Genomic DNA, 20,542 nt, shown 5'->3' on the forward strand with positions numbered 1-20,542 from the left:
CGGGCGGATTAGGCGGTGCGGGCGGTACTGGAGCCGCCCGTACGGGAGGGTGACACCCCGATGAAGGCCGAGGAAATCGCCGCTGTACAGGACATTCCGCACAAGTTCCTGGAAGGCATCCCGGGCGACCTCCGGCGCGCCGGAATCGTCGACAGTCGGCGCGGCGGGGGCGGCGGCTACCGGCCGGCCCGGGCCCGAGCCCGTACGGGCACTGGCGGCGGAGCCGGCGGCGTGGGAGAACCCGTAGCCCGCCGAGCGGCGTGTGAACGGCCCGAAGTGAATGGCCGGAGTTCGCCCTGCCGGGGCGGAGCGGGGCTTCCTACGATTCCCTCGCCTCCCCCTCCTTCACAGGTTCCACACAGCCTCTTCAAGGTTGAACGGACGGGTCGGAGGCCGAAACCCCCCACTCGACAACTGGAGAAAGCATGGCTGGTGGACTCCTCCTGAGCGGTGCCGTAGCCGCTCTTCTCACCACCGCGATACCCGCTTCGAGCTCCTCCCCCGTCTTCGACGACCCACCCCCGGACAAGATCGTCATCGACGTCGCCACAGTGAACGGCTCCGGCTGTCCCGCGGGCACGGCCGCCGTGGCCGTCTCCCCGGACAACACCGCCTTCACGGTGACCTACAGCAACTACCTGGCCCAGGCCGGCGGCAACTCCGACCCCACGGCCTTCCGCAAGAACTGCCAGCTCAACCTGGTCGTGCACGTCCCGCAGGGCTTCACCTACGCCGTCGCCAGCGCGGACTACCGGGGCTTCCTCTCGCTCCAGCCGGGCGCGTCGGGCACGCAGAAGGCGTCGTACTACTTCCAGGGCTCCCCGAACACCGCGGCCAAGAGCCACCCCTTCAGCGGCCCCTACAACGACGACTGGCAGGCCACCGACAGCACCGACTGGACCCAGCTGGTCTGGGCACCCTGCGGGGTGCTGCGCAACTTCAACATCAACACCGAGCTGCGGGTGACGGCGGGCAGCACGCCGAGCAAGGTGAGCTTCATGACGATGGACTCGACCGACGGGGACATCAGCACCGTGTACCACTTCGCGTGGAAGCACTGCCCGGGCTCGTAGCCGGGTGCGACGCGTGACCGCGTCGTCCGGCCGGTGCTCACGTACGCGTCTCGGAGGCGCGGTGACGCTGGTAGTGCCGGGCGGCGCGGGCACGGTTGCCGCAGGACGGCTTGCACCACTCCTGGCGGCCGTGCGTCTTGAGGAAGTACCGGACACAGCGCGGGGCCGTGCAGGCCCGTAGATTGTCGCGCTGCGGACCGGTCAGGAAGTCGATCGCCGCGTGCGCGAGCACGGCCGCCGGCCCGGTCGGCGTCTCCGGCTCGGCCGATCGGAAGCGCAGCTGTGCGGGGCTTTCGTGGGGCCAGTCGAGGTGCGGGACGACCCCGCGCCGGGAGGCGGTGGCATTGAGCCGGGCTACGGCCTCATCAGCGGGTAGCAGCCGGTGCGCGTCCGCGGGACTCGGAGGCGCGGGGCTCACCGCCCGGGCGAACAGGGCGCGCACGGCCTCGCGTACGGCCACGACTTCGCGTCTGGTCTCTTCGTCGGTGGCGAAGTCCGGCCGGCTGCCGTAGCGGCCGAGCAGGTCGGCCTGCGTGTCGACCCAGGCGGCGAGGCCCTGCGTGGTGGACAGATCGTCCGCCACTCCGCCCTGCCCGTCATGGCGGATCGTGCCGGCCAACTCCAGGGCCAGATAACGCTCCATGCGACCTCCCTCCTCCGGTGCCCCTTGATCACATTACCTTCCCTGCCCTACGGTCTCTAACGGAAAACGACACGTTTTCCGTTCGGTAGTAGCAGGAGGGGAACGAACCTTGGTTGTTCTGGCTCAGATCAGCGACCTCCATCTCGACGGCACCGAGCGCGCGACCGAGCGCGCCACCCGTGTCATGGACTATCTCGCCAGTCGGGAGCGGCCCGTCGACGCGGTGCTGGTCACCGGGGACATCGCCGACCACGGCGCGGAGAGCGAGTACGAGCAGGCGGCGGGCATTCTCACCGGACCGTTCCCGGTCCTGACCTGCCCCGGGAACCACGACGTGCGGCAGGCCTACCGGAAGGCCCTCCTGCGCGAGCCAGTATCGGACGGCCCCGTCAACCGTCTGCACCACGTGGCCGGTGCGGCGATCCTCATGTGCGACGCCACCATCCCGGGGCGCGACGAAGGGCTCCTCGCACCGGAGACCCTCCAGTGGCTGGCTTCGACACTCGACGGGCTGGACGACGACACCCCGGCGCTGATCGCCTTCCACCAGCCCCCGGTCCGTCTGCACCACCCGCTGCCCGACGACAGCCGCCTGCAGCAGCCCGAGGACCTGGCCGAACTGCTGGCCGCGCACCCCCAGGTCGTAGCCGTCCTCACCGGCCACGCCCACACCGCGGCAGCCTCCACGTTCGCCGGCCGTCCGCTGCTGGTCGCTCCCGCGGTCACCTGGAACCTGCGCCTGCCCTGGGAGGCCGGAGACGAGGTCGCGGACCAGCCGCCCGGCATCGCCTTCCACATCCTGGACGACGAGCGGCGTCTGACGACCCACTTCCGCGTCGTGCCGTAACGCCGGCAGCGTCTAGTTCGCGTCCGGGGCGTCGTACTCGCGGGACACCACCTCGACCCGCCCTGTGGCCGGGTCGGACCGTACGGTGTCCAGACCCATGCGCTCCAACTCGGCGATGGTGGCAGCGTGCTCGGTGGTGTTCAGCGGGAGCATGCCCACCTGGGGGCTGCCGTCGCCGAGCACCACCTCCCCGCCGAGCAGCGTCTCCATCAGCCGGTGCGCGGAGGCCGACGGCAGCGGCTCGTCGACGGCCACGTGCAGCATTAGGTGCTCCATGCCCGTGTCGACACGTCGCGCCTGCGACACCCAGACCGTGCGGACGGGCGGGAACTCCCGTATCCGCCGGGCCAGGGCATCTCGCAGCGCCACGGCGACGGGATGCGTCGACCAGGTGAGCTTCAGCTGCTGCCCGCCGGCCTGCTGACCGCGCTCACGCATCGTCCGGTACAGCAACGGCATCGGTACACGCGCCCAGTTGGCGGTGGAGAAGAGCGCAAGGACGCCGACGCCGGTCTGCTGGGCGATGTCCATCAGCCGCAGGGCGTCGCAGTGGACCGCGCCGAAGGCCTGAGGGAGCTTTTCGGCGCGGCACGCTTCGCTGACGTAGCCGGGGAGGGAGGGGCTGCCGTCCTCGTTCCGAAGGAACATCACCGACCCGTTCGCCTGCACGGGCACGAAGACGCCGTGGTCGGCGAGGGCGGCGAGGAGCTGGTCCGACTCCGTCGCGGCGGCACCGCGGTCGAGGATGTCGGCGAGTGCCGCGTTGCCGGTCACGCCGGTCGCTTCGCGGCGTACGTGAGGAAGTCGGCCCAGGTGGTGGGGGAGAGGGCAAGCTGGGGGCCTTGCTTGTCCTTCGAGTCGCGGATGTGGATGGTGGCGGAGGTGTGGGCTACCTCGACACAGTCACCGGAACCGCTGCTGCTGTAGCTGCTTTTGAACCAGGCCAGTTCGGAGGTGCTCATAGGTCTCCTCGCATCTGCTCCAGCAGGCTCGCCGAGTCCTCGGCTGACAGAGCCTGTGAACGCATCCTGGCATACCGGCGGTTGAGAACGCTGACCACCTTTGCGTCGGAGACGAGCTGCCCGCACTCCGGTGCTTCCATGTAGCCGAACCACTTGTTGTCCGGGCTCTCCAGCAGTTGCATGGGCCCGTGCAGCCCAGCGTGTGATTCGCGTACCAGCGGCATGATCTGGACCTCGACGTTCCGCAGTTGCATGACGTCCAGCAGGTGGCCGACGGCTTCACGCGTGACCTCCCTGCCGCCGGTCCGGCGCAGGAACAGTTGCTCTTCGATGATGAAGCTGAAGGCGGTGTTCGGCCGCTCCCTCAACAGCCGTTGACGTTCCGCCCTCGCGGCCCAGTTGGCCTCGATCTGTTCGTCGGTCAGTGGCGGCAACTCGTCGACGAACAACTGTCGCGCGTACGCCTCCGTCTGCAGCAACCCCGGAATCATCCGGCACTCATACGTGTAGAGAGTGATCGCCAGCTTCTCCAGCCGCGCCCACCGCCGGAACCAAGCCGTCAACCCCGCCTGTCGCTCCAGGCACCCTGCCGCCTTCCTCAGCGCCCCGGTGTTCCCCAACACCCCCTCCGCCGCCTCCACGAACTCCACATCCGGCATTCGCCTCCCCAGCTCCACCGACGCCACCGTGTGTTTGGAGAACCCCACATGCCGACCGAACTCCTCCCTGCTCAGCCGGTGATACTCGCGAAGCGCCTGCACCACCGCCCCGAACGTCCGCATGCTGTCCGAAGACTCCGGCTCGCCCACCCGCCCGTCGACCACCACGGTCACCTCCCGCGCCCATGGTCACGGCCAGTGACGAGTACTGTCCAGTCCGTCACCGCGTACGCTCGCGAAGCGTACGCGCGCCGCACCTGGTGAAGCCCTGCTCGCACGCCTCACATTGGGCTCATGCTCACCCAACGCCTCAGCCCGACTCCCCGCGGCGCCCGTCTGGCACGGCACCTCGCTCTCGCCCAACTCGACGCCTGGGGCATCCCGCATGGCACCGACACCGCCGACGCCGTGGCCGGGATCGTCGCCGAGTTGGCCGCCAATGCCGTGATCCACGGGCGCGTACCCGGTCGGGACTTCGAGCTGCGGCTCTCCCTGCTCCCCGGGCGGGTGCGGGTCGAGGTGACCGACACGCGGGCCGAACGCCGCCCGCCCGGCCCCCGGGACGTGTGCGAGCCCGCGCCGCTCGCCGAGGCGGGGCGCGGGCTCGTGCTGGTCGACGCGTTGGCCGATCGGTGGGACGTGGTCGACCGTGACCCGCCGGGGAAGACCGTACGGGCCGAGGTCGACCTGCCGTTGCCTCGACGTAAGTCGATCACTGTGAGTGCTTGACCCTCGCGCGAGTGGTCAGTGGTTCGACGTCGGCTCGTGGGGGATCTGAGCGGTGGCCCCTGCCGATCGGGTCGCGCGCTTCCTGGCGGTCCGACGCTTCACGGGATGAACTTCACTTCTGGGAAGGCCGCGCTCGGGCCGTCGAGCAGATGCCCCCTGCGGTGCCGCAGGTGCAGGTCGAAGAACGCCAGCGGGTAGGCCTGCTGGATCCGCACCGCCCGGGCCGGATCGAGGGTGCCGACCATGTCCTGGATCTGCTGGTCGGTCATGCCGAGGATCTTGCCCGCCTGCGGGATCAGTGTCGCGTTGTCGCCGTATGAGAAGTGGACGGCCCCGTCGGCCTGGATGTCCAGCCGCCAGCCGCGAAGGTGTGTCCAGAACTCGGCGACGTCCGGCATGGCGGCCCGGGTGAACGAGGCGGTCATCATCATGAACGGCCGGTTCAGGTCGGCGGTGATGGTCGGCTGCATCGGGCCGTCGAGGCTGAGCCCGGCGCGGACGCGCTGGTCGGCGAGCATGGTGAGCGCGGTGGCGGTGCCGCCCTTCGACCAGCCGAACGCGCCGATGCGCTGTGGGTCGAGAGCGCCGAGCAGGCCCCGGGGCAGTGGCTTGCCGTCGACGTCGGGGTTGCGCCCGGCGGCAAGGCCCTCGACGACGTCGAGCACGAACCGGATGTCCGCGGCGAAGTCCCGTGGCCCCAGGAACGGCGGGACCTCTGCCGGGACGGTGAGCCGGCCGTCGGGGAATTCGCTGAACGCGTCGTACGTGTGGTCGACGGTGACCACGGCGTAGCCGTGGCTGGCGAGTTCCTGGCCCATGATGGTGTGGTCGCCGCGGTGGGTGCCCGAGCCGTGCGAGTACACGATGACGGGCAGGCGGTGGCCGGCATGGTGCACGGGCGCGCCCACGTGTGCGGCGGTGAGCGGGCCGAGGGCGGGGTCGAGGGGGAAGTCGACGTCCGCCAGGAACGCCCGCATCGCGCCCTCGGTCATCCAGGGGGCGCGCGGCAGGTCGTGGGCGTTGCGTGCGGGGTACCAGACGCTGGCCATCAACTCGCGGTGATGCCCGGGGCCGGCCACGGGATCCGGACGTGAGGTGTCGACGAGGTGGAGCGGCACCGTGCCCACGGGGTGCGGCCCGGTGGGCCTGGGCAGCGTGAGTTGGGACGAGCCGGGGGCGGTCGGAGCCGCCCACGCCTGGCGCGCCGCGCTGATCGGCACGGCGGCCCCGACCCCCGCCGCCAGCGCGGCTGCGAGCATGCGACGGCGCGTCAAGTCCGTCTTGGTGAGCGATGTGATGGTCACGTGTCCTCCCCGGTTCTTGGGCGGTGTTCGGCGTGCTGTCCGGGTTCGCCGGACGTCGGCGGGAGCCGCTCACGGCTCACCACGGTTCGCGGGAGTCCGGATCAGGACTCCGGGGCTGAGCTGCCTTGCTCGATCTGGTGGATGAGTCGCTTGAGCTGGGTGACCTCGTCCTGCAGGGCGCGGCCGCCGGCCGGGGTGAGGGAGAGCCAGGTGCGGGCGCGTTTGCCCTCGTAGCCCTTCTCGATGTCGACCAGTCCGGCCTTCTCCAGGACGGCCAGGTGCTGGCTGAGATTTCCGGCGGTCAGGCCGAGAGCCGTGCGCAGGAAGCCGAACTCGACCCGGCGTGCCTGGTGGGCGACGGTGAGGATGCCGAGGCGGACACGCTGGTGGACGACGTCGTCCAGTCCGGTGACGGGGTGCGGGTCGGGCTGATCGGTCATGAGTCGTTGCGCTGACGGTGCAGCTCGGCCAGACCGAAACCGAGGGAGCCGAGCAGGAGCAGCACACCGGGGACGCCGAAGTGGGGCACGGCGGACCAGGGCGAGGTGAACGGGATCCCCGCCCAGCCGTCGGTGAGCGGCACCAGCTCGATGGCCAGGTACACCACGGTGAGCAGCAGCAGGACGCGGCTGCGCTCCACCCAGGACAGCACCAGCAGCGGCAGCCCGACGGCTGTGGCGTTCCCGGCGAGTCGCTCGAGGAACTTCGTCACCCCGGAGGCGGGGTCGAGGTGCAGGCCCCAGAAGTCGAGCCGTTCGCCGGGCTGCGGCATCCCGTGGTGGAGGCTCCAGATCGCGGTGGCGGTCGTCAGGCCGAACAGGGCGATCCCGGTGAGGATGTACGGCCGGACCGGGGTGCCGACTCCGCGGTTGCGGGAGCGGCGGATGTAGAAGAACGCCGTCGCGGCGTAGGCCAGGGCGAGCCCGATGGGCCAGTAGACCGGCGAGCCCTGCGTGACCTGCGTGACCACGGTGCAGCCGGGGCCTGCCGCGGGGGCGGTCGCCGGGCAGGGTGCGGTCTCGACCTTGAAGGTGAAGCGGCTGACCAGGATCCCGCCCAGCGTGAGTACCCCCAGCAGCAGGAGGGGAAACCAGGCGCCGCGCTGCGCGGCACGGACCCGGCGGGTCAACTCGCCCAAGCCGGCGAGGACTTCGTGGGGAGTACCCGGAGAGGGCACCGATGCGTCTGTCATGGCATCAGCTTTGCATCACAAACCAGTTATGACAAGAAACCCATGTGTACTTACCGTCCGCATGTGTGAGAACGCGTGGTCGTCGACGACCCGACGATGATCCGCACGTCGGCCGGCCGCTACCTGCTCTACTCGACGGGCGGCGGACTGGCCTACAAGACCTCCACCGACCGCGTCTCCTTCACCGCCGGCTCCGACGCCTTCTCCACCGAGCCGAGCTGGTGGTCGTCGTACGCCACCGAGGCCTGGGCGCCGGACATCTCGTACCACGGCGGCAAGTACCTCATGTACTACGCGGTCTCCACGTTCGGCTCCAACAAGTCGGCGATCGGACTGGCCGGTTCGACGACGGGCCTGCCGGGCTCCTGGACCGACTACGGCGTCGTCCACACCTCCACCACTTCCAGCGACTACAACGCCATCGCCCCCAACCTCTTCGTGGACGACGACGTCTGCTGCCAGGGCACCAGCTCGACGTACAAGGTGAAGGTCGGCCGCGCCACCTCCGTCACCAGCCCCTACTACGACAAGAGCGGCGTCGCGATGACCGCCAACGGCGGCACCCCGGTCCTGGAGTCGCACGGCAGCGTCATCGGCCCCGGCGGCCAGTCCGTCATGAACGACACCGACGGCGACCTGATCGTCTACCACTACTACGACGGCAACGACAACGGCACCCCGAAGCTCGGCATCAACCTGCTGAGCTGGAGCACGGGTTGGCCGGTGGCGTACTAGCGCCCCGCGTGCACCCGGTCCACGCCTTCGGCCGGTTTCGGACGACGACCGCACCTGCGCCCACCGTGGTCTGCTGTGCTGACTTCTGTTCCTCCTCCTCGCTGCGTCGAGAACCCCCCCACCGAGAAAAAGAGACACGAGTGGCTCACCAGGGACTCCTCCGGAAGTGGCTCACCGCCGCGCTCAGCGCCGTAGCGCTGTCACTCGGGCCGGGCCTGGCCGACGCGGCCGCCGCCGAAGCCCCTGCCCCGTACCTGAACCTGCACCAGTGCCTGTACTACTCCGCCTTCGCCGCCGACCACTTCACCACGTTCGTGCCGAGCGGGGACGGCCGCTTCCTCGCCGGCACGAACGTCTCCGGCACGGCGGACCGCACACCCCGCTGTGGTGGCGGCGACGGGAACTTCGGCCTCATTCCGCTCCTGTCGGGCGTCAAGGCGCTGGACCTGCGCAGCGGCCGGTATCTGAACCTGCACCAGTGCACGTACTACTCGTCCTCGGCCGACAACTACTTCACCACGGTGGTGCCGAGCAGCGACGGCCGTTTCGCCGCCGGGACGAACGTCTCCGGCACGGCGGACCGCACACCGTCCTGCGGCAGCGGCGACGGAAACTACTTCCTCGTCCCTGCCCTGTCCTACGCCAGGGCGCTCGACCTGACGGCGGGGACGTACGTGAACCTGCACCAGTGCCTGTACTACTCGGCCGCGCACACCGACCACTTCACCACGGTGGCGGGCGACGGGCCGTACGAGGCCGGGTCCAACGTGTCGGGCACCGCTGACACGACGCCCGCGTGCGGTCCCGGAACCGCCGCCTACGAGCCCATCCCTCTCCTCTCGGGCGCCGAGGCGCTGCCCCTGCCCTGAGGACCGCCGGTCCGCTAGCCCGCCTGCCCCATGCCCGCCGCGTTCGGCCAGCTCTGTGCGTTGGGCCAGCCGGTCGCCGGGGCCGGGGTGAGACCGGTGGCCGGGGGCAGACCGGTGGCCGGGGTGCCCGGGGCCGTCATGCCGCGTACCTGGGCCGCCGTGAGGCCCCCGCGGGCCGGAACACCCGGCGGGGTGGGGCCGAGCGGGGCGGCCGGGGCCGGGACGGGGACGGGAGCCGCGGGGACAGGCGCGGGTGCGGGTACCGGTGTCGGGTAGGGCGCCGGTACCGGTACCGGCGCCGGGACAGGCACCGGAGCCGGAGCCGGGACGGGGGCCGGTGCAGGTGTCGGTGCCGGGGCCACCGGCTGCTGCACCGGCTGAGGTGGCACCGGCTGCTGTACCGGCATCGCCTGAGCTGCCGCCGGCATCGGCATCCCGCCGCCGGTCGGCGCTGCGGCGGCGGGGAGCGGCATGCCGGTGCCGGCGGCCGGGGCGGCGCCGGTGCCGACCGCCTGCGCGGCAAGCCCCGGCATTCCGGCGCCGTTGGTCGTGCTGACCAGCCGGTCCACGGCCGCCGTACCCGAGCTGTAGCTGGTCCCTGTGCCCAGCTCGGGTACGGCGGCTCCCCTCCTGGACCCGTAGAGCACCTGCTCCAGGCCGGACACCAGGCGACGCACGTCGACCTGGGGGCGCACCACGAGTCTCAGGAAGCGGCTGGAGGAGCCGATCTTGTTGCCGCACTCGCGGACCAGGATCCGGTGCTCGGTGAGCATCCGGTCCCGGACCACGGTGCCCTCGGCTCCCACGGGAAGTCGCACGAACAGGAAGTTGCCCTGGGAGGGATAGACCGTGAGGCCGGGCAGGGCGGAGAGTTGGCTGGCCATCTCCAGTCGGTCCCGGCGCACCTGCATCAGGCTCTGCGCGTACTCGGCACCGTGCTCCTTCAGCATGAACACCACGTGCTCGGCGAAGGAGTTGAGGTTCCACTTCGGGAGCATCGCGCGGACGCGGCCGGCCAGGGCCGGGTTCGCCACGAGGTAGCCGAAGCGGATGCCGTGCAGGCCGAAGTTCTTGCCGAGGCTGCGGAGCACGACCACGTTGGGCCGGAGCATGGCCTCCTGGACGACGCTCGGGTCGGCCTCCGCGTCGGCGAACTCCAGGAACGACTCGTCCACGACCACCAGGTCCAGGTCCGCCATCGCGTCCATGAACTGCACCACCGACTGCTTGCGCAGATAGCCGCCGTCGGGGTTGTTCGGGTTGCAGACGACCGCCACGCGGGTGCCGCGGGCACGGATGAACTCGGCGTACTGGGCGAGGTCCAGCGCGAAGCCGTTCGCCTCCTGGAGCGGGAACATGTCGACCCGCTTGCCGGTCTCCATCGGCTGGTCGGTCCAGCGGCCGAAGGTCGGGACGGGGACGGCCAGGGACTCGCGGACCAGGAGGTGGTCGATCCAGGTGATCAGCTCCGTCGAGCCGTTGCCCATCGCCACGCACTGCGGCGGCAGCTGGAGCAGGCTGCACAGCTCGGCCGTGATGGTGTCGGCACTGCTCGGGTAGTACGTGATGATCTCGCGCAGCCGGACCGCCATCTCCTCGAACATGGCGGGAGTGGGGAAGTACGGATTGCACGGGATGCAGAAGTCCACCGGACCCGACCCGTCGCTCTCCCGCGCCAGCGCCGCCATCGAAGGGCTGTGCGCTGCGGTGTTGCGGAACAACGAGGTGACGTTGTCAGGCAAGGGAACCTCCGTCGAAGGGTGGCCCGGGCGGGGGAGCCCGGGCCACCCATGGATACGGAGGACACAGCAGTGGCGTTCAACTCACGTGCTGTGTGAGCCGCTTCACGCCGAGAACGTGTGGATCGTCGTCGTCCGGTAGGTCTGGCCCGGCCGCAGCACGGTGGACGGGAAGTTCGCGTGGTTCGGCGAGTCCGGGAAGTGCTGGGTCTCCAGGCACAGGGCGTCGCCCTGGCGGTAGGTGCGGCCGCCGGTGCCGGTCAGGGTGCCGTCGAGGAAGTTGCCGGAATAGAACTGCAGGCCCGGCTGGTCGGTGGCGATCTTCAGGGTGCGGCCGGAGCGCGGGTCGCACAGCGTGGCGACGTGCTCGGGCTTGGCGGTGATGCCCTTGTCCAGGGCCCAGTTGTGGTCGTAGCCCTTGGCCTGCACCTGCTGCTCGTGGCCGGCGCGGATGTCGCGGCCGATCGGCTTGGCGTGCCGGAAGTCGAAGGGGGTGCCCGCGACCTTGGCCAGTTCACCGGTGGGGATCAGACCCGAGTCGGTGGGGGTGTAGCGGGAGGCGGCGATGCGGAGTTCGTGGTCCTCGATCGTGCCGCTGCCCTCGCCCGCCAGGTTCCAGTAGACGTGACTGGTGAGGTTGACGACGGTCGCCCTGTCGGTGGTGGCCTCGTAGTCGATGCGCCATTCACCGTGCCTGGTGAGGGTGTACGTCACCTTCGCCTTGAGCGTGCCCGGGTAGCCCATCTCGCCGTCGACGCTGGTGTAGTGCAGGCGCAGGCCGACGTCGGTGCCCTTGGTGAACGGCTCCACGTCCCACACGTGCTTGTCGAAGCCCTGCTTGCCGCCGTGCAGGCTGTTCACGCCGTCGTTGACGGACAGCTGGTAGCTCTTGCCGTCGAGGGTGAACCGGCCCTTGGCGATGCGGTTGCCGTAGCGGCCGATGAGGGCGCCGAAGTACGGGGTCTTCGCCACGTAGTCGTCGATGTTGTCGAAGCCCAGCGAGACGTTGGCGTGGTGGCCGTGCCGGTCGGGTATCTCCAGGCTCTGGACGACGCCGCCCCAGTTGAGGACCTTCAGCCGGGTGCCGCCGTTCTCCAGCGACCAGCGGTAGATCTTCGTGCCGTCGGCGAGCTTGCCGAAGGGTTCCTTCACCGGCTTCCTGCCTCCCGAGGTGGCCTCGGCCCCCGCCGCGGCAGTGGCTGATGTCGCTGTTGTGCCGAGGGCGGTGGCGGCGAGGCCCGCCGCCGCGGCGCCTGCGATGACCGTGCGTCTGTTCAGTTCCATGTGCGGCTCCCGCTAAAGGAGGGGCCCCGCCTTCCGGCGGGGCCCTGTCTGACTTACGAACCGGACTTGCGCTTGTTCCACACGTCGAATCCGACCGCCACCAGCAGGGCGAGGCCCTTGATGACCTGCTGCCAGTCGGTGCCGACACTGAGGAGGTTCATGCCGTTGTTCAGCACGCCGAGGACGAGACCGCCGATGATCGCGCCGAGGACGGTGCCGACACCGCCGCTCATGGACGCGCCGCCGATGAACGACGAGGCGATCGCCTCGAGTTCGAAGTTGACGCCCGCCTTCGGAGAGGCCGCGTTCAGACGGGCGGCGACCACCAGACCCGCCAGGGCCGCGAGCACGCCCATGTTCAGGAAGACGTAGAAGGTGACCTTCTTGTCCTTCACGCCGGACAGCTTGGCCGCCGGCAGGTTGCCGCCGATCGCGTAGATGTGCCGGCCGAACACCGCGTTGCGCATGACGTAGCCGTAGCCGACGACCAGCGCGCCGAGGATGATCAGCACGATCGGGGCGCCCTTGTAGCTGGCGAGCAGCATCGTGAGGCTGAGGATCGCGGCGACCAGGGCGACCAGCTTGAGCAGGAAGAGCCGGGTGGGCAGCACGTCCAGCGCGAACTCCTGCTGGCGGCTGCGGTCGCGGACCTCCTGCCAGACCACGGCCACGATCAGGGCGAGCCCGAGCAGCAGGGTCAGGTTGTGGTAGTTGGTGTTCGGGCCGACCTCGGGCAGGAAGCCGTTGCCCATCTTCTGCAGACCGTCCGGGAACGGGCCGAGGGTCTGCCCCTTGAGCAGGATCTCCGTCAGGCCGCGGAAGAGCAGCATGCCGGCGAGGGTGACGATGAACGACGGTATGCCGAGATAGGCGATCAGGAAGCCCTGGACGGAGCCCGCGGCCGCGCCGATCAGCAGGCACAGCACCAGGGCGATCGGCCACGACACGCCGTGCTGCACGGTCAGCACGGCCGCGAACGCGCCCACGAACGCCGTCAGCGAGCCGACCGACAGATCGATGTGGCCCGCGATGATGACCAGCATCATGCCGATCGCGAGGATCAGGATGTAGCTGTTCTGCAGCACCAGGTTGGAGACGTTGCGCGGCAGCAGCAGGTCCCCGTCGGTCCAGACGGTGAAGAGGACGACGATCAGACCGAGCGCGATCAGCATGCCGTACTGGCGCATGTTGCGGCGCAGCCCGTCCAGCATCAGCTGGAGCAGGCCGGCGCCGGAGGCCGATCCGCTCCTGCCCGGCGGCGCCGAGGCCGGGATCTTGTCGGTGACATCGGTGCTCATCGCGTTACCTCTTTGTCCTTCGTCATATGACGCATCAGCACTTCCTGCGTGGCCTCGGCCCGCGGCACCTCACCGGTCAGCCGTCCGGCGGCCATCGTGTAGATGCGGTCGCACATGCCGAGCAGCTCGGGCAGCTCGGAGGAGATGAAGACGACCGCCTTGCCCTGGGCGGCCAGCTGGTCGATGACCGTGTAGATCTCGTACTTGGCGCCCACGTCGATGCCGCGCGTGGGCTCGTCCAGGATCAGCACGTCCGGACCCGCGAAGATCCACTTGCTGAGGACGACCTTCTGCTGGTTGCCGCCCGACAGCTTGCCCACCGGTTCGAACACGGTCGGCGCCTTGATGTTCATGGACCTGCGGAAGCCCTCGGAGACCTGCCGCTCCTCGTGCTCGTCGACGATGCCCCGCTTGGCGACCTTCTTCAGCGCGGTCAGCGAGATGTTGCGGTTGATGGTGTCGATGAGGTTGAGGCCGTAGTGCTTTCGGTCCTCGGTGACGTACGCGATGCCGTGGTCGACCGCCTCCGCGACGGACCTCGTACGGATCTCCGTGCCGTCCTTGAGGACCGAGCCGCCCGCGTACCGGCCGTACGTCCGCCCGAACACGCTCATCGCCAGCTCGGTGCGGCCCGCGCCCATCAGGCCGGCGATGCCGACGATCTCCCCGCGGCGCACACTGATCGACACGTCGTCGACCACCGTGCGCTCCTGGTCGATCGGGTGGTGCACGGTCCAGTTGCGGATCTCCAGGGCCGGGGCCGCGTCCGGCTCGCCGTCGTACGACGTGCGCTCGGGGAAGCGATGGTCCAGGTCGCGGCCCACCATGCCGCTGATGATCCGGTCCTCGGTCGTCTCCGGAGACTTCACATCCAGCGTCTCGATGGAATGACCGTCACGGATGATCGTCACCGAGTCGGCGACCTTGCGGATCTCGTTGAGCTTGTGGGAGATGATGATCGAGGTGATGCCCTGCTTCTTCAACTCCAGGATGAGACCCAGGAGTTTGTCGCTGTCCTCGTCGTTCAGCGCCGCCGTCGGCTCATCCAGGATGAGCAGCTTCACCTTCTTCGACAGCGCCTTCGCGATCTCCACGAGCTGCTGTTTGCCCACGCCGATGTCGGCGACGCGGGTCTCCGGGTGGTCGTCGAGACCGACCCGGCGCAGCAGCTCGGTGGCGTGCCGCAGGGTCTCCCTCCAGTCGACGAACCCGCCCTTGGCGTGCTCGTTGCCGAGGAAGATGTTCTCCGCCAGGGAGAGGTACGGCGACAGCGCCAGTTCCTGGTGGATGATGACGATGCCGTGCTGCTCGCTCGCCCGGATGTCCTTGAAGCGGCAGACTTCTCCCTCGAACAGGATGTCGCCCTCGTACGTGCCGTGCGGATGGACGCCGGAGAGCACCTTCATCAAGGTGGACTTGCCGGCGCCGTTCTCGCCGCAGATGGCGTGGACCTCGCCCTGCCGGACGGTCAGGGTGACGTCCGACAGCGCCTTGACACCGGGAAAGGTCTTGACGATCGAGCGCATTTCCAGGACGGGTCCCGCCATGGTCGTGCCTTCCAATCAGTGTTGTTCGGCCGGGTTCGTCTGGATTACTTGAGTTCGGCGTCCGTGTAGTAGCCGCCCTTGACCAGCACGTCCTCGTAGTTGGACTTGTCGACGCTCACCGGCTGAAGCAGGTAGGCGGGGACGACCTTGGTGCCGTTGTCGTACGTCTTGGTGTCGTTGACCTGCGGCTTCTTGCCCTTGAGTGCGTCGTCGACCATGGTCGCGGCGACCTTGGCGAGCTGGCGGGTGTCCTTGTAGACGGTCTGCGTCTGCTCACCGGCGATGATCGACTTCACCGAGGCCAGCTCGGCGTCCTGGCCGGTGATGACGGGCAGCGGCTGGCTCTTGGAGCCGTAGCCGTCCGACTTCAGCGCGGCGAGGATGCCGATCGAGATGCCGTCGTACGGCGAGAGCACCGCGTCGACGTTGCCGGACTTGTAGGAGGAGGTGAGGATGTCCTCCATGCGCTTCTGCGCGGTCGCGCCGTCCCAGCGCAGGGTGGTGACCTTGTTGAGAGCGGTCTGGCCGGACTTGACCACCAGCTGCTTCTTGTCGATGTACGGCTGGAGCACGCTCATCGCGCCGTTGAAGAAGTACTTGGTGTTGTTGTCGTCGTTGGAGCCGGCGAACAGCTCGATGTTGAACGGACCCTTCTTGCCGCTGTCCAGGCCCAGCTTGTGCACGATGTACGTGCCCTGCAGCACGCCGACCTTGGTGTTGTCGAACGAGGCGTAGTAGTCGACGTTCTTGGTGCCGAGGATCAGGCGGTCGTAGGCGATGACCGGGATGTCGGCGTCCGCGGCCTCCTGGAGCACGTTGTTCAGGGACTTGTTGTCGATGGCCGCGACGATCAGGCCCTTGACGCCCTGCGTGATCAGGTTCTCGATCTGGGAGACCTGGGTGTCCGGGTCGTCCTCGCCGTAGACCAGCTTGGTCTTGTAGCCGGCCGCCTGGAGGTTCTTGACGACGTTGTTGCCGTCGTTGATCCAGCGCTCGGAGGACTTGGTCGGCATGGCGATGCCGATGGTGCCGCCCTTGGCGCTGCCCTTCTCCTCCTTGCTGCCGCCCTCGCCGCTCTGGCCGCAGGCGGACAGGGTGAGGGCGAGGGAGGCGGTTCCGGCTATCGCGGCGAGGGCGGCTCTGCGGTTGCGCATGATGATCAGTCCTTGTTCGTCTCGTCGTTGAGAGGGGTCACGCGTTGCTGGGGAAGCGGTTGAGCGGGCCGGGCAGCCGGGAGCCGAGCGGCGCCATGTGGCCGTCCGCGCCGTGCCGGGCGAGCAGGTCGAGGGCGAGCCGGCCGCGCCGCACCCGCTCCCGGGCGGTGTCCAGGGTCACGTCCCGCAGGTGGGTGCCCCACGGGTAGATGCCGGGGGCCCTGGACAGGCCGAACTTCAGGTAGAGCGGTGCGCCGCGCCGGATCAGCTCGGCGACCTCGTACATCCGCACATAGCCGCCGAGATCGTCGGGGGCCTCGATGTACATGTCCATGGGGGCGCCGGACACCCGGCGGATCTCGGTGAGGTGATCCAGCGTCAGATCGCTGGGCACGTTGATCGAGTCGGCCCCCAGCCCCTCGTACACCGCATACGAGGCGGGGTTGACCGGTCCGATCAGCGCCGAGACCTTCAGGGTGGTGTCGGCCGGGATGATGCCCGCCCGGCGGGCCCGGTGCAGGGTCCACAGCACGCCCTCGTCGGCGACGAGGAGGCACTTGACGCCCAGTTCGGTGGCGCGGACGGCGTCCTCGACACAGCCGGCGACGGCGTCGTGGCCGCGGGCGCGCAGTCCGGCCCCCCGCGAGTCGGTGCGCACCGAGCCGCCGATGTCCCAGGTGCCGCGCGGGCCGGTGAACAGGCAGAGCTCGATGTCACGTTCGCCGGTCGCGTCGACCATCTCGGTGATCTCGGCGTCGGTCAGCATCCACACGCCGCTGCCCTGGCTGATCCGGTGGATCGGCACGTCGAGGCGGGAGGCCTCCTTCAGTACGACCGTCAGCGCTTCGGGACCCTCGCACGAGGGGATCTCGGTGCGCCAGCGGCCGCCGCCCGGGAAGCTGTGGGCGGAGGTGTCGGCGGGGTCGAGGGCGGGCGCGCCCAGGCCGAGTGCGGCGAGCACCTGCTCGCCGGGCCTGCGGGCTGCCGGGGCGGAAGCGTCGGTCACAAGCTGTCCTTCGTGTTCGGTATTTCGGACAAGGTTCGCGGCTCTGGGCGGAAAAAGGCCTTGGTGGTACGCCGGTCAGGGCGCCGTCAGGTCACGCCCCGACCGGCGTACGTCAGGGGCGGAGCAGCACCTTGCCCACCTTCGGATCGCCGGCTCCCACCAGCTCGATGGCCTGCGGGAACTCGGTCAGTGGCAGCTCGTGCGTGACCAGCGGCAGTGGGTCCAGCAGCCCGGCGCCGAACACCCGCACGGCGTGCGCCCAGGCGTCCGGCGGGGCCCCGAAGACGGTGTGCACCTCCAGCTGCCGTACGACGAGATCGGTCGGGTCGAGCCCGTCGGCGCCCGGCGCCGGGATGCCCGTCAGGACCAGGCGTCCGCCGCGCCTGAGCAGGGAGGCTGCGGTGCGCGCGGCGGACGCGGACCCGGCGGTCTCGATCACCACGTCGAAGTCGTCGGGCAGTTGCTGGTTCCTGAGGCGGAAGTCGGTCGCCCCGAACTGCCGGGACAGCGCCTCCCGGTCGCCCCGGGTGCCCACGACGAGCAGCTCCACCGGCGAGATCGCCTTCAGGAACTGCACGGCGAACATCCCGAGCGTCCCCGTGCCGACCACCGCGACCCGCTCGCCCGGCTGGGCCTGCGCCTTCAGCGCGGCGGCCGCGATGCACGCGGCCGGCTCCAGGAGGGCGGCGGCGGTCAGGTCGGCGTCGTCCGGCAGTGGATGCAGCAGCCGGGCGGGCAGGGTGAGCGTGGCGGCCATGGCACCCGGCTGGGTGAACCCGGTCTCCTCGTACCCGGCCGTGCACAGCGTGGTCTCGCCCGCGTGACAGCGGTCGCACACCTGGCAGTTGCGGAAGCCCTCGCCGACGACCTTGCGGCCGGCCAGGCTCTCCGGCACGCCCGCACCCACCGCGCGCACGGTCCCCGACCACTCGTGGCCAGGCGTGAGCGGGTAGCGCACGTATCCCTCGGGCCGGTTGCCCTGGTACACCTCGCGGTCACTGCCGCAGATGCCCACCGCGTGCACGGCGACCAGCGCCTCGCCGGGACCGGGATCGCGGGGCGTGTGCTCCTCGACCCGGTGCGCGCCCGGCGCCTCGACCAGGACCTGGGAAATCACTTCGCGCCCTTCGGCCTGCGCTGCTCCCAGCCCTCGGCCCACAGGTCGAACCGGGCCTGCTGCTGCGGGAACTCGGCGGCCGCGTCGGTGTCCAGCTCGACGCCGAGGCCGGGCTTGTCGGTGAGGTGGAAGTAGCCGTCCACGACCTCCGACGCCCCCTTGACCACCTTCTTGATCTCCGCGTCCGCGAAGTCGTTGAAGTGCTCCAGGATCTTGAAGTTCGGGGAGGTGAAGCCGACCTGGAGCGAGGCGGCGGTCAGCACGGGCCCGCCCACGTTGTGCGGTGCGACCAGCATGTAGTGGGTCTCGGCGGTGGCGGCCAGCTTCCGGGTCTCCCAGATGCCGCCGATGTGGCCGACGTCGGGCTGGAGGATGTCCGCGGCCTGGCTCTCGAACAGCTCACGGAACTCGATCCGGTCGTGGATGCGCTCACCGGTGGCGACCGGGATGTCCACCTTGGCGGCGACCTTCTCCAGCGCCTTCAGGTTCTCCGGTGGCACCGGCTCCTCCAGCCAGGCCGGCTTGAACGGCGCCAGCTCGTGGGCGAGCCGGACGGCGGTGGCGGGGGAGAAGCGGCCGTGCATCTCCAGCATCAGCTCGGCGTCCGGACCGATGGCGTCGCGCACGGCCTCGATGAGCGAGACGGCGTACAGGGTCTGCTCGTGGTCCAGCTCGAAGTGCCCGGTACCGAACGGGTCGATCTTGAGCGCCTTGTACCCGCGCTCCATCACCCCTTGGGCGGCCTTGTGGTACGCCTCGGGCGTTCGCTCGGTCGTGTACCACCCGTTGGCGTACGCCTTGACCTTGTCGGTGACCTTGCCGCCCAGCAGCTGCCACACCGGCACGCCGAGGGCCTTGCCCTTGATGTCCCAGCAGGCCATCTCGACGACCGCGATGCCGGACATGACGATCTCACCCGCCCGGCCGTAGTCGCCGTACTTCATGCGGCGTACGAGGTCCTCGACAGCGAACGGGTCCGATCCGAGAATGTGGTTGGCCTCGGCCTCTCGCAGGTAGCCGACCAGCGCGTCGGTGTGACCGAGCATCCGGGTCTCGCCGACTCCCGTGATCCCTTCGTCGGTGTGCACCTGGACGTAGGTCAGGTTGCGCCACGGCGTCCCGACCACGTGTGTGCTGATTCCGGTGATGCGCACGGCAGTTGCCCCTCAGCTGTTCGAGATTTCGTCACACGTTCGAAATGCTGGCGTGACAGTAAGGACGGCGCGGCAGGGGTGTCAATGGGTCGAACGGGTAACGGTTTCGACAAGGCTTTCGAGAACCTTTTCGGTCCCGCACGAAACCTTCACAGCGGCGCCTAGGAACGTGACCGGCGGGGAATCTAGTCTTCCGGCGTCATGGACTTCTGCCACCCGTGCCAACGGCACCTCAACGGCGCCCTGGCCTGCCCCGGGTGCGGCGCGCCGGCGCCCTCTCTCGCCGCGCGCGCGGACGCGTCCGTCGCGCACGGACACGCGGGCGCGACGGCGAGTCCGTACGGTCAGGAAACCTTCACGACTGCAGCGGCCCAGCCGTACGCCGGACAGGCCGCCTACTACCCCCACGAGTCCCCCCGCGTGCCCACGCAGTTCGGCGCCGCGGAGGCGGCGGACGCGTACGCGGACGCGGAGCGGTACGCGTACGACGGCTCGGACGCCCACACCGGCCCGGACGAACGCGCCGACCAGGACACCCCTGACGACGCCCACGGCGACGCGCATGACGACGCCGACGACGCCCCCGTGGGCCGTGCCGCCCGGCGGCAGGCGCGCGGCCGGGGCCGCGGTGGAGCCACGGGCGGAAGCGAGGCGGACAGCGGCCCAGGTGCCGCCGATGCCAGCCGTCGCGATCGCAAGGCCGCCGCGCACCGGCGCCGCCGCCGTCGTACCGTCCTGATCGCCGCGGGCCTCGTGCTGGCGGCCGGCGGCCTCAGCGTCGCCGAACTCGGCACCGACGCCCCCTTCTCCCCGTTCTCCGGCGACGAGCCGGCGACGTCCGCGGACACGTCCGCGGCCGGCGGCACGTCCTCCGCGTCCCCGGCCCGGACGGCGAACCCGCTCGACGACACCTCGGGGGCCGCCGGCAGGGCGGGCGCCTCCGCCTCCCCGGACGCCTCGGCCTCGGCCTCCGCCTCCAAGTCCCCGAAGGACAAGGCCTCCAAGTCCCCGTCCGCCACGGACCAGGCGGACCAGTCGGCCACGACGGGCGCGGGCGGGCCGACCCCGACGCCGACCGCCCCGGCCACCTCCCACCCGGCGTCCACCCCCACGGCCGGCCCGACGACCTCGGACCCGACACCGGAGCCGTCACCGACGAAGACGTGCAACCGCTTCCTGTGGTGGTGCACGTAGGCAGGCCGCTCCCCGGTGTGCCGTACTTCCGATTTC

21 protein-coding genes and 1 pseudogene are annotated in these 20,542 nt (G+C 69.9%); 7 read left to right on the forward strand and 15 right to left on the reverse strand.

Annotation, left to right across the window (positions count from 1 at the left end; translation table 11 throughout):
- Positions 1 to 15: 15 nt before the first annotated feature.
- Together ACWC5O_RS22380 and ACWC5O_RS22385 are read left to right on the forward strand one after the other, a co-directional pair.
- Positions 16 to 192: pseudogene (locus ACWC5O_RS22380) on the forward strand (Rrf2 family transcriptional regulator); the annotation flags it as partial.
- 233 nt (positions 193 to 425) lie between these two features.
- The gene (locus ACWC5O_RS22385) at positions 426 to 1,073 is read left to right on the forward strand and encodes a DUF4360 domain-containing protein (protein ID WP_450591149.1); all 648 of its coding nucleotides are present in this window, start codon (positions 426 to 428) and stop codon (positions 1,071 to 1,073) included.
- 37 nt (positions 1,074 to 1,110) lie between these two features.
- On the opposite strand, the gene ACWC5O_RS22390 is transcribed toward ACWC5O_RS22385, so the two are convergent.
- Positions 1,111 to 1,716, reverse strand: coding sequence for a CGNR zinc finger domain-containing protein (locus ACWC5O_RS22390; RefSeq protein ID WP_450591151.1), 606 nt, complete (start codon positions 1,714 to 1,716; stop codon positions 1,111 to 1,113).
- A gap of 109 nt (positions 1,717 to 1,825) precedes the next feature.
- Between ACWC5O_RS22390 and ACWC5O_RS22395 the strand changes: the two genes are divergently transcribed.
- Positions 1,826 to 2,563 carry a metallophosphoesterase gene (locus ACWC5O_RS22395; protein WP_450591152.1) on the forward strand — a complete coding sequence of 246 codons (738 nt, stop codon included), beginning with the start codon at positions 1,826 to 1,828 and terminating at the stop codon, positions 2,561 to 2,563.
- Between the two features lie 12 nt (positions 2,564 to 2,575).
- Here ACWC5O_RS22395 and ACWC5O_RS22400 read toward each other — a convergent pair whose 3' ends face one another.
- From ACWC5O_RS22400 to ACWC5O_RS22410, 3 genes are read right to left on the reverse strand one after another with little or no spacing between them, the layout of a single operon-like run.
- On the reverse strand, positions 2,576 to 3,337 hold the full coding sequence (locus ACWC5O_RS22400) for a hypothetical protein (protein ID WP_450591154.1): 762 nt from the start codon (positions 3,335 to 3,337) through the stop codon (positions 2,576 to 2,578).
- Positions 3,334 to 3,525 (reverse strand): DUF397 domain-containing protein, encoded by a 192-nt coding sequence (locus ACWC5O_RS22405; RefSeq protein ID WP_450591156.1) that lies wholly within the window; start codon positions 3,523 to 3,525, stop codon positions 3,334 to 3,336. Before ACWC5O_RS22405 ends, ACWC5O_RS22400 begins: the two co-directional genes overlap by 4 nt.
- Complete coding sequence (locus ACWC5O_RS22410; RefSeq protein WP_450591196.1) at positions 3,522 to 4,349, reverse strand: helix-turn-helix domain-containing protein; 828 nt, start codon at positions 4,347 to 4,349, stop codon at positions 3,522 to 3,524. Before ACWC5O_RS22410 ends, ACWC5O_RS22405 begins: the two co-directional genes overlap by 4 nt.
- Before the next feature lie 129 nt (positions 4,350 to 4,478).
- On the opposite strand from ACWC5O_RS22410, the gene ACWC5O_RS22415 reads away from it, so the two are divergent.
- On the forward strand, positions 4,479 to 4,913 hold the full coding sequence (locus tag ACWC5O_RS22415; protein WP_450591157.1) for an ATP-binding protein: 435 nt from the start codon (positions 4,479 to 4,481) through the stop codon (positions 4,911 to 4,913).
- A gap of 98 nt (positions 4,914 to 5,011) precedes the next feature.
- Here ACWC5O_RS22415 and ACWC5O_RS22420 read toward each other — a convergent pair whose 3' ends face one another.
- The 3 genes from ACWC5O_RS22420 to ACWC5O_RS22430 all read right to left on the reverse strand — a co-directional run bounded on the left by ACWC5O_RS22420 (position 5,012) and on the right by ACWC5O_RS22430 (position 7,409).
- Positions 5,012 to 6,217, reverse strand: coding sequence for an alpha/beta hydrolase family protein (locus tag ACWC5O_RS22420; protein WP_450591158.1), 1,206 nt, complete (start codon positions 6,215 to 6,217; stop codon positions 5,012 to 5,014).
- 101 nt (positions 6,218 to 6,318) lie between these two features.
- Positions 6,319 to 6,657: a winged helix-turn-helix domain-containing protein gene (locus ACWC5O_RS22425; protein ID WP_450591160.1), complete on the reverse strand. Its 339-nt coding sequence runs from the start codon at positions 6,655 to 6,657 to the stop codon at positions 6,319 to 6,321.
- A complete protein-coding gene (locus ACWC5O_RS22430; protein WP_450591162.1) occupies positions 6,654 to 7,409 on the reverse strand; it encodes a hypothetical protein in 756 nt (251 codons plus the stop codon). The genes ACWC5O_RS22425 and ACWC5O_RS22430 overlap by 4 nt, the downstream gene beginning before the upstream one ends.
- A gap of 75 nt (positions 7,410 to 7,484) precedes the next feature.
- Here ACWC5O_RS22430 and ACWC5O_RS22435 point away from each other — a divergent pair, with 75 nt between their 5' ends.
- Entirely contained in the window at positions 7,485 to 8,144 is a 660-nt protein-coding gene (locus tag ACWC5O_RS22435; RefSeq protein ID WP_450591163.1) for an arabinan endo-1,5-alpha-L-arabinosidase, read from the forward strand.
- 140 nt (positions 8,145 to 8,284) lie between these two features.
- Positions 8,285 to 9,013, forward strand: a complete 729-nt coding sequence (locus ACWC5O_RS22440; protein ID WP_450591165.1) for a hypothetical protein — start codon at positions 8,285 to 8,287, stop codon at positions 9,011 to 9,013.
- A gap of 14 nt (positions 9,014 to 9,027) precedes the next feature.
- On the opposite strand, the gene ACWC5O_RS22445 is transcribed toward ACWC5O_RS22440, so the two are convergent.
- From ACWC5O_RS22445 to ACWC5O_RS22480, 8 genes are all read right to left on the reverse strand, one after another.
- Positions 9,028 to 10,755, reverse strand: coding sequence for a pyridoxal phosphate-dependent aminotransferase (locus ACWC5O_RS22445; protein WP_450591167.1), 1,728 nt, complete (start codon positions 10,753 to 10,755; stop codon positions 9,028 to 9,030).
- A gap of 102 nt (positions 10,756 to 10,857) precedes the next feature.
- Positions 10,858 to 12,036 carry an aldose epimerase family protein gene (locus ACWC5O_RS22450; protein WP_450591168.1) on the reverse strand — a complete coding sequence of 393 codons (1,179 nt, stop codon included), beginning with the start codon at positions 12,034 to 12,036 and terminating at the stop codon, positions 10,858 to 10,860.
- A 53-nt stretch (positions 12,037 to 12,089) separates the two neighbouring features.
- Complete coding sequence (mmsB, locus tag ACWC5O_RS22455; protein WP_393465538.1) at positions 12,090 to 13,334, reverse strand: multiple monosaccharide ABC transporter permease; 1,245 nt, start codon at positions 13,332 to 13,334, stop codon at positions 12,090 to 12,092.
- The gene (gene mmsA / locus ACWC5O_RS22460) at positions 13,331 to 14,881 is read right to left on the reverse strand and encodes a multiple monosaccharide ABC transporter ATP-binding protein (protein WP_450591170.1); all 1,551 of its coding nucleotides are present in this window, start codon (positions 14,879 to 14,881) and stop codon (positions 13,331 to 13,333) included. Before mmsA ends, mmsB begins: the two co-directional genes overlap by 4 nt.
- Positions 14,882 to 14,925: 44 nt before the next feature.
- Entirely contained in the window at positions 14,926 to 16,035 is a 1,110-nt protein-coding gene (gene chvE, locus ACWC5O_RS22465) for a multiple monosaccharide ABC transporter substrate-binding protein (RefSeq protein WP_450591172.1), read from the reverse strand.
- A gap of 37 nt (positions 16,036 to 16,072) precedes the next feature.
- Entirely contained in the window at positions 16,073 to 17,041 is a 969-nt protein-coding gene (locus ACWC5O_RS22470; protein ID WP_450591173.1) for a hypothetical protein, read from the reverse strand.
- Positions 17,042 to 17,153: 112 nt separating this feature from the next.
- Entirely contained in the window at positions 17,154 to 18,158 is a 1,005-nt protein-coding gene (locus ACWC5O_RS22475; RefSeq protein ID WP_450591175.1) for a zinc-dependent alcohol dehydrogenase, read from the reverse strand.
- Positions 18,155 to 19,312, reverse strand: coding sequence for a mandelate racemase/muconate lactonizing enzyme family protein (locus ACWC5O_RS22480; protein ID WP_450591177.1), 1,158 nt, complete (start codon positions 19,310 to 19,312; stop codon positions 18,155 to 18,157). Before ACWC5O_RS22480 ends, ACWC5O_RS22475 begins: the two co-directional genes overlap by 4 nt.
- A 201-nt stretch (positions 19,313 to 19,513) precedes the next feature.
- On the opposite strand from ACWC5O_RS22480, the gene ACWC5O_RS22485 reads away from it, so the two are divergent.
- Positions 19,514 to 20,506 (forward strand): SCO2400 family protein, encoded by a 993-nt coding sequence (locus ACWC5O_RS22485; RefSeq protein ID WP_450591179.1) that lies wholly within the window; start codon positions 19,514 to 19,516, stop codon positions 20,504 to 20,506.
- The last annotated feature ends 36 nt before the right edge of the window (positions 20,507 to 20,542 follow it).

Source organism: Streptomyces sp. NPDC001450 (assembly GCF_053597295.1).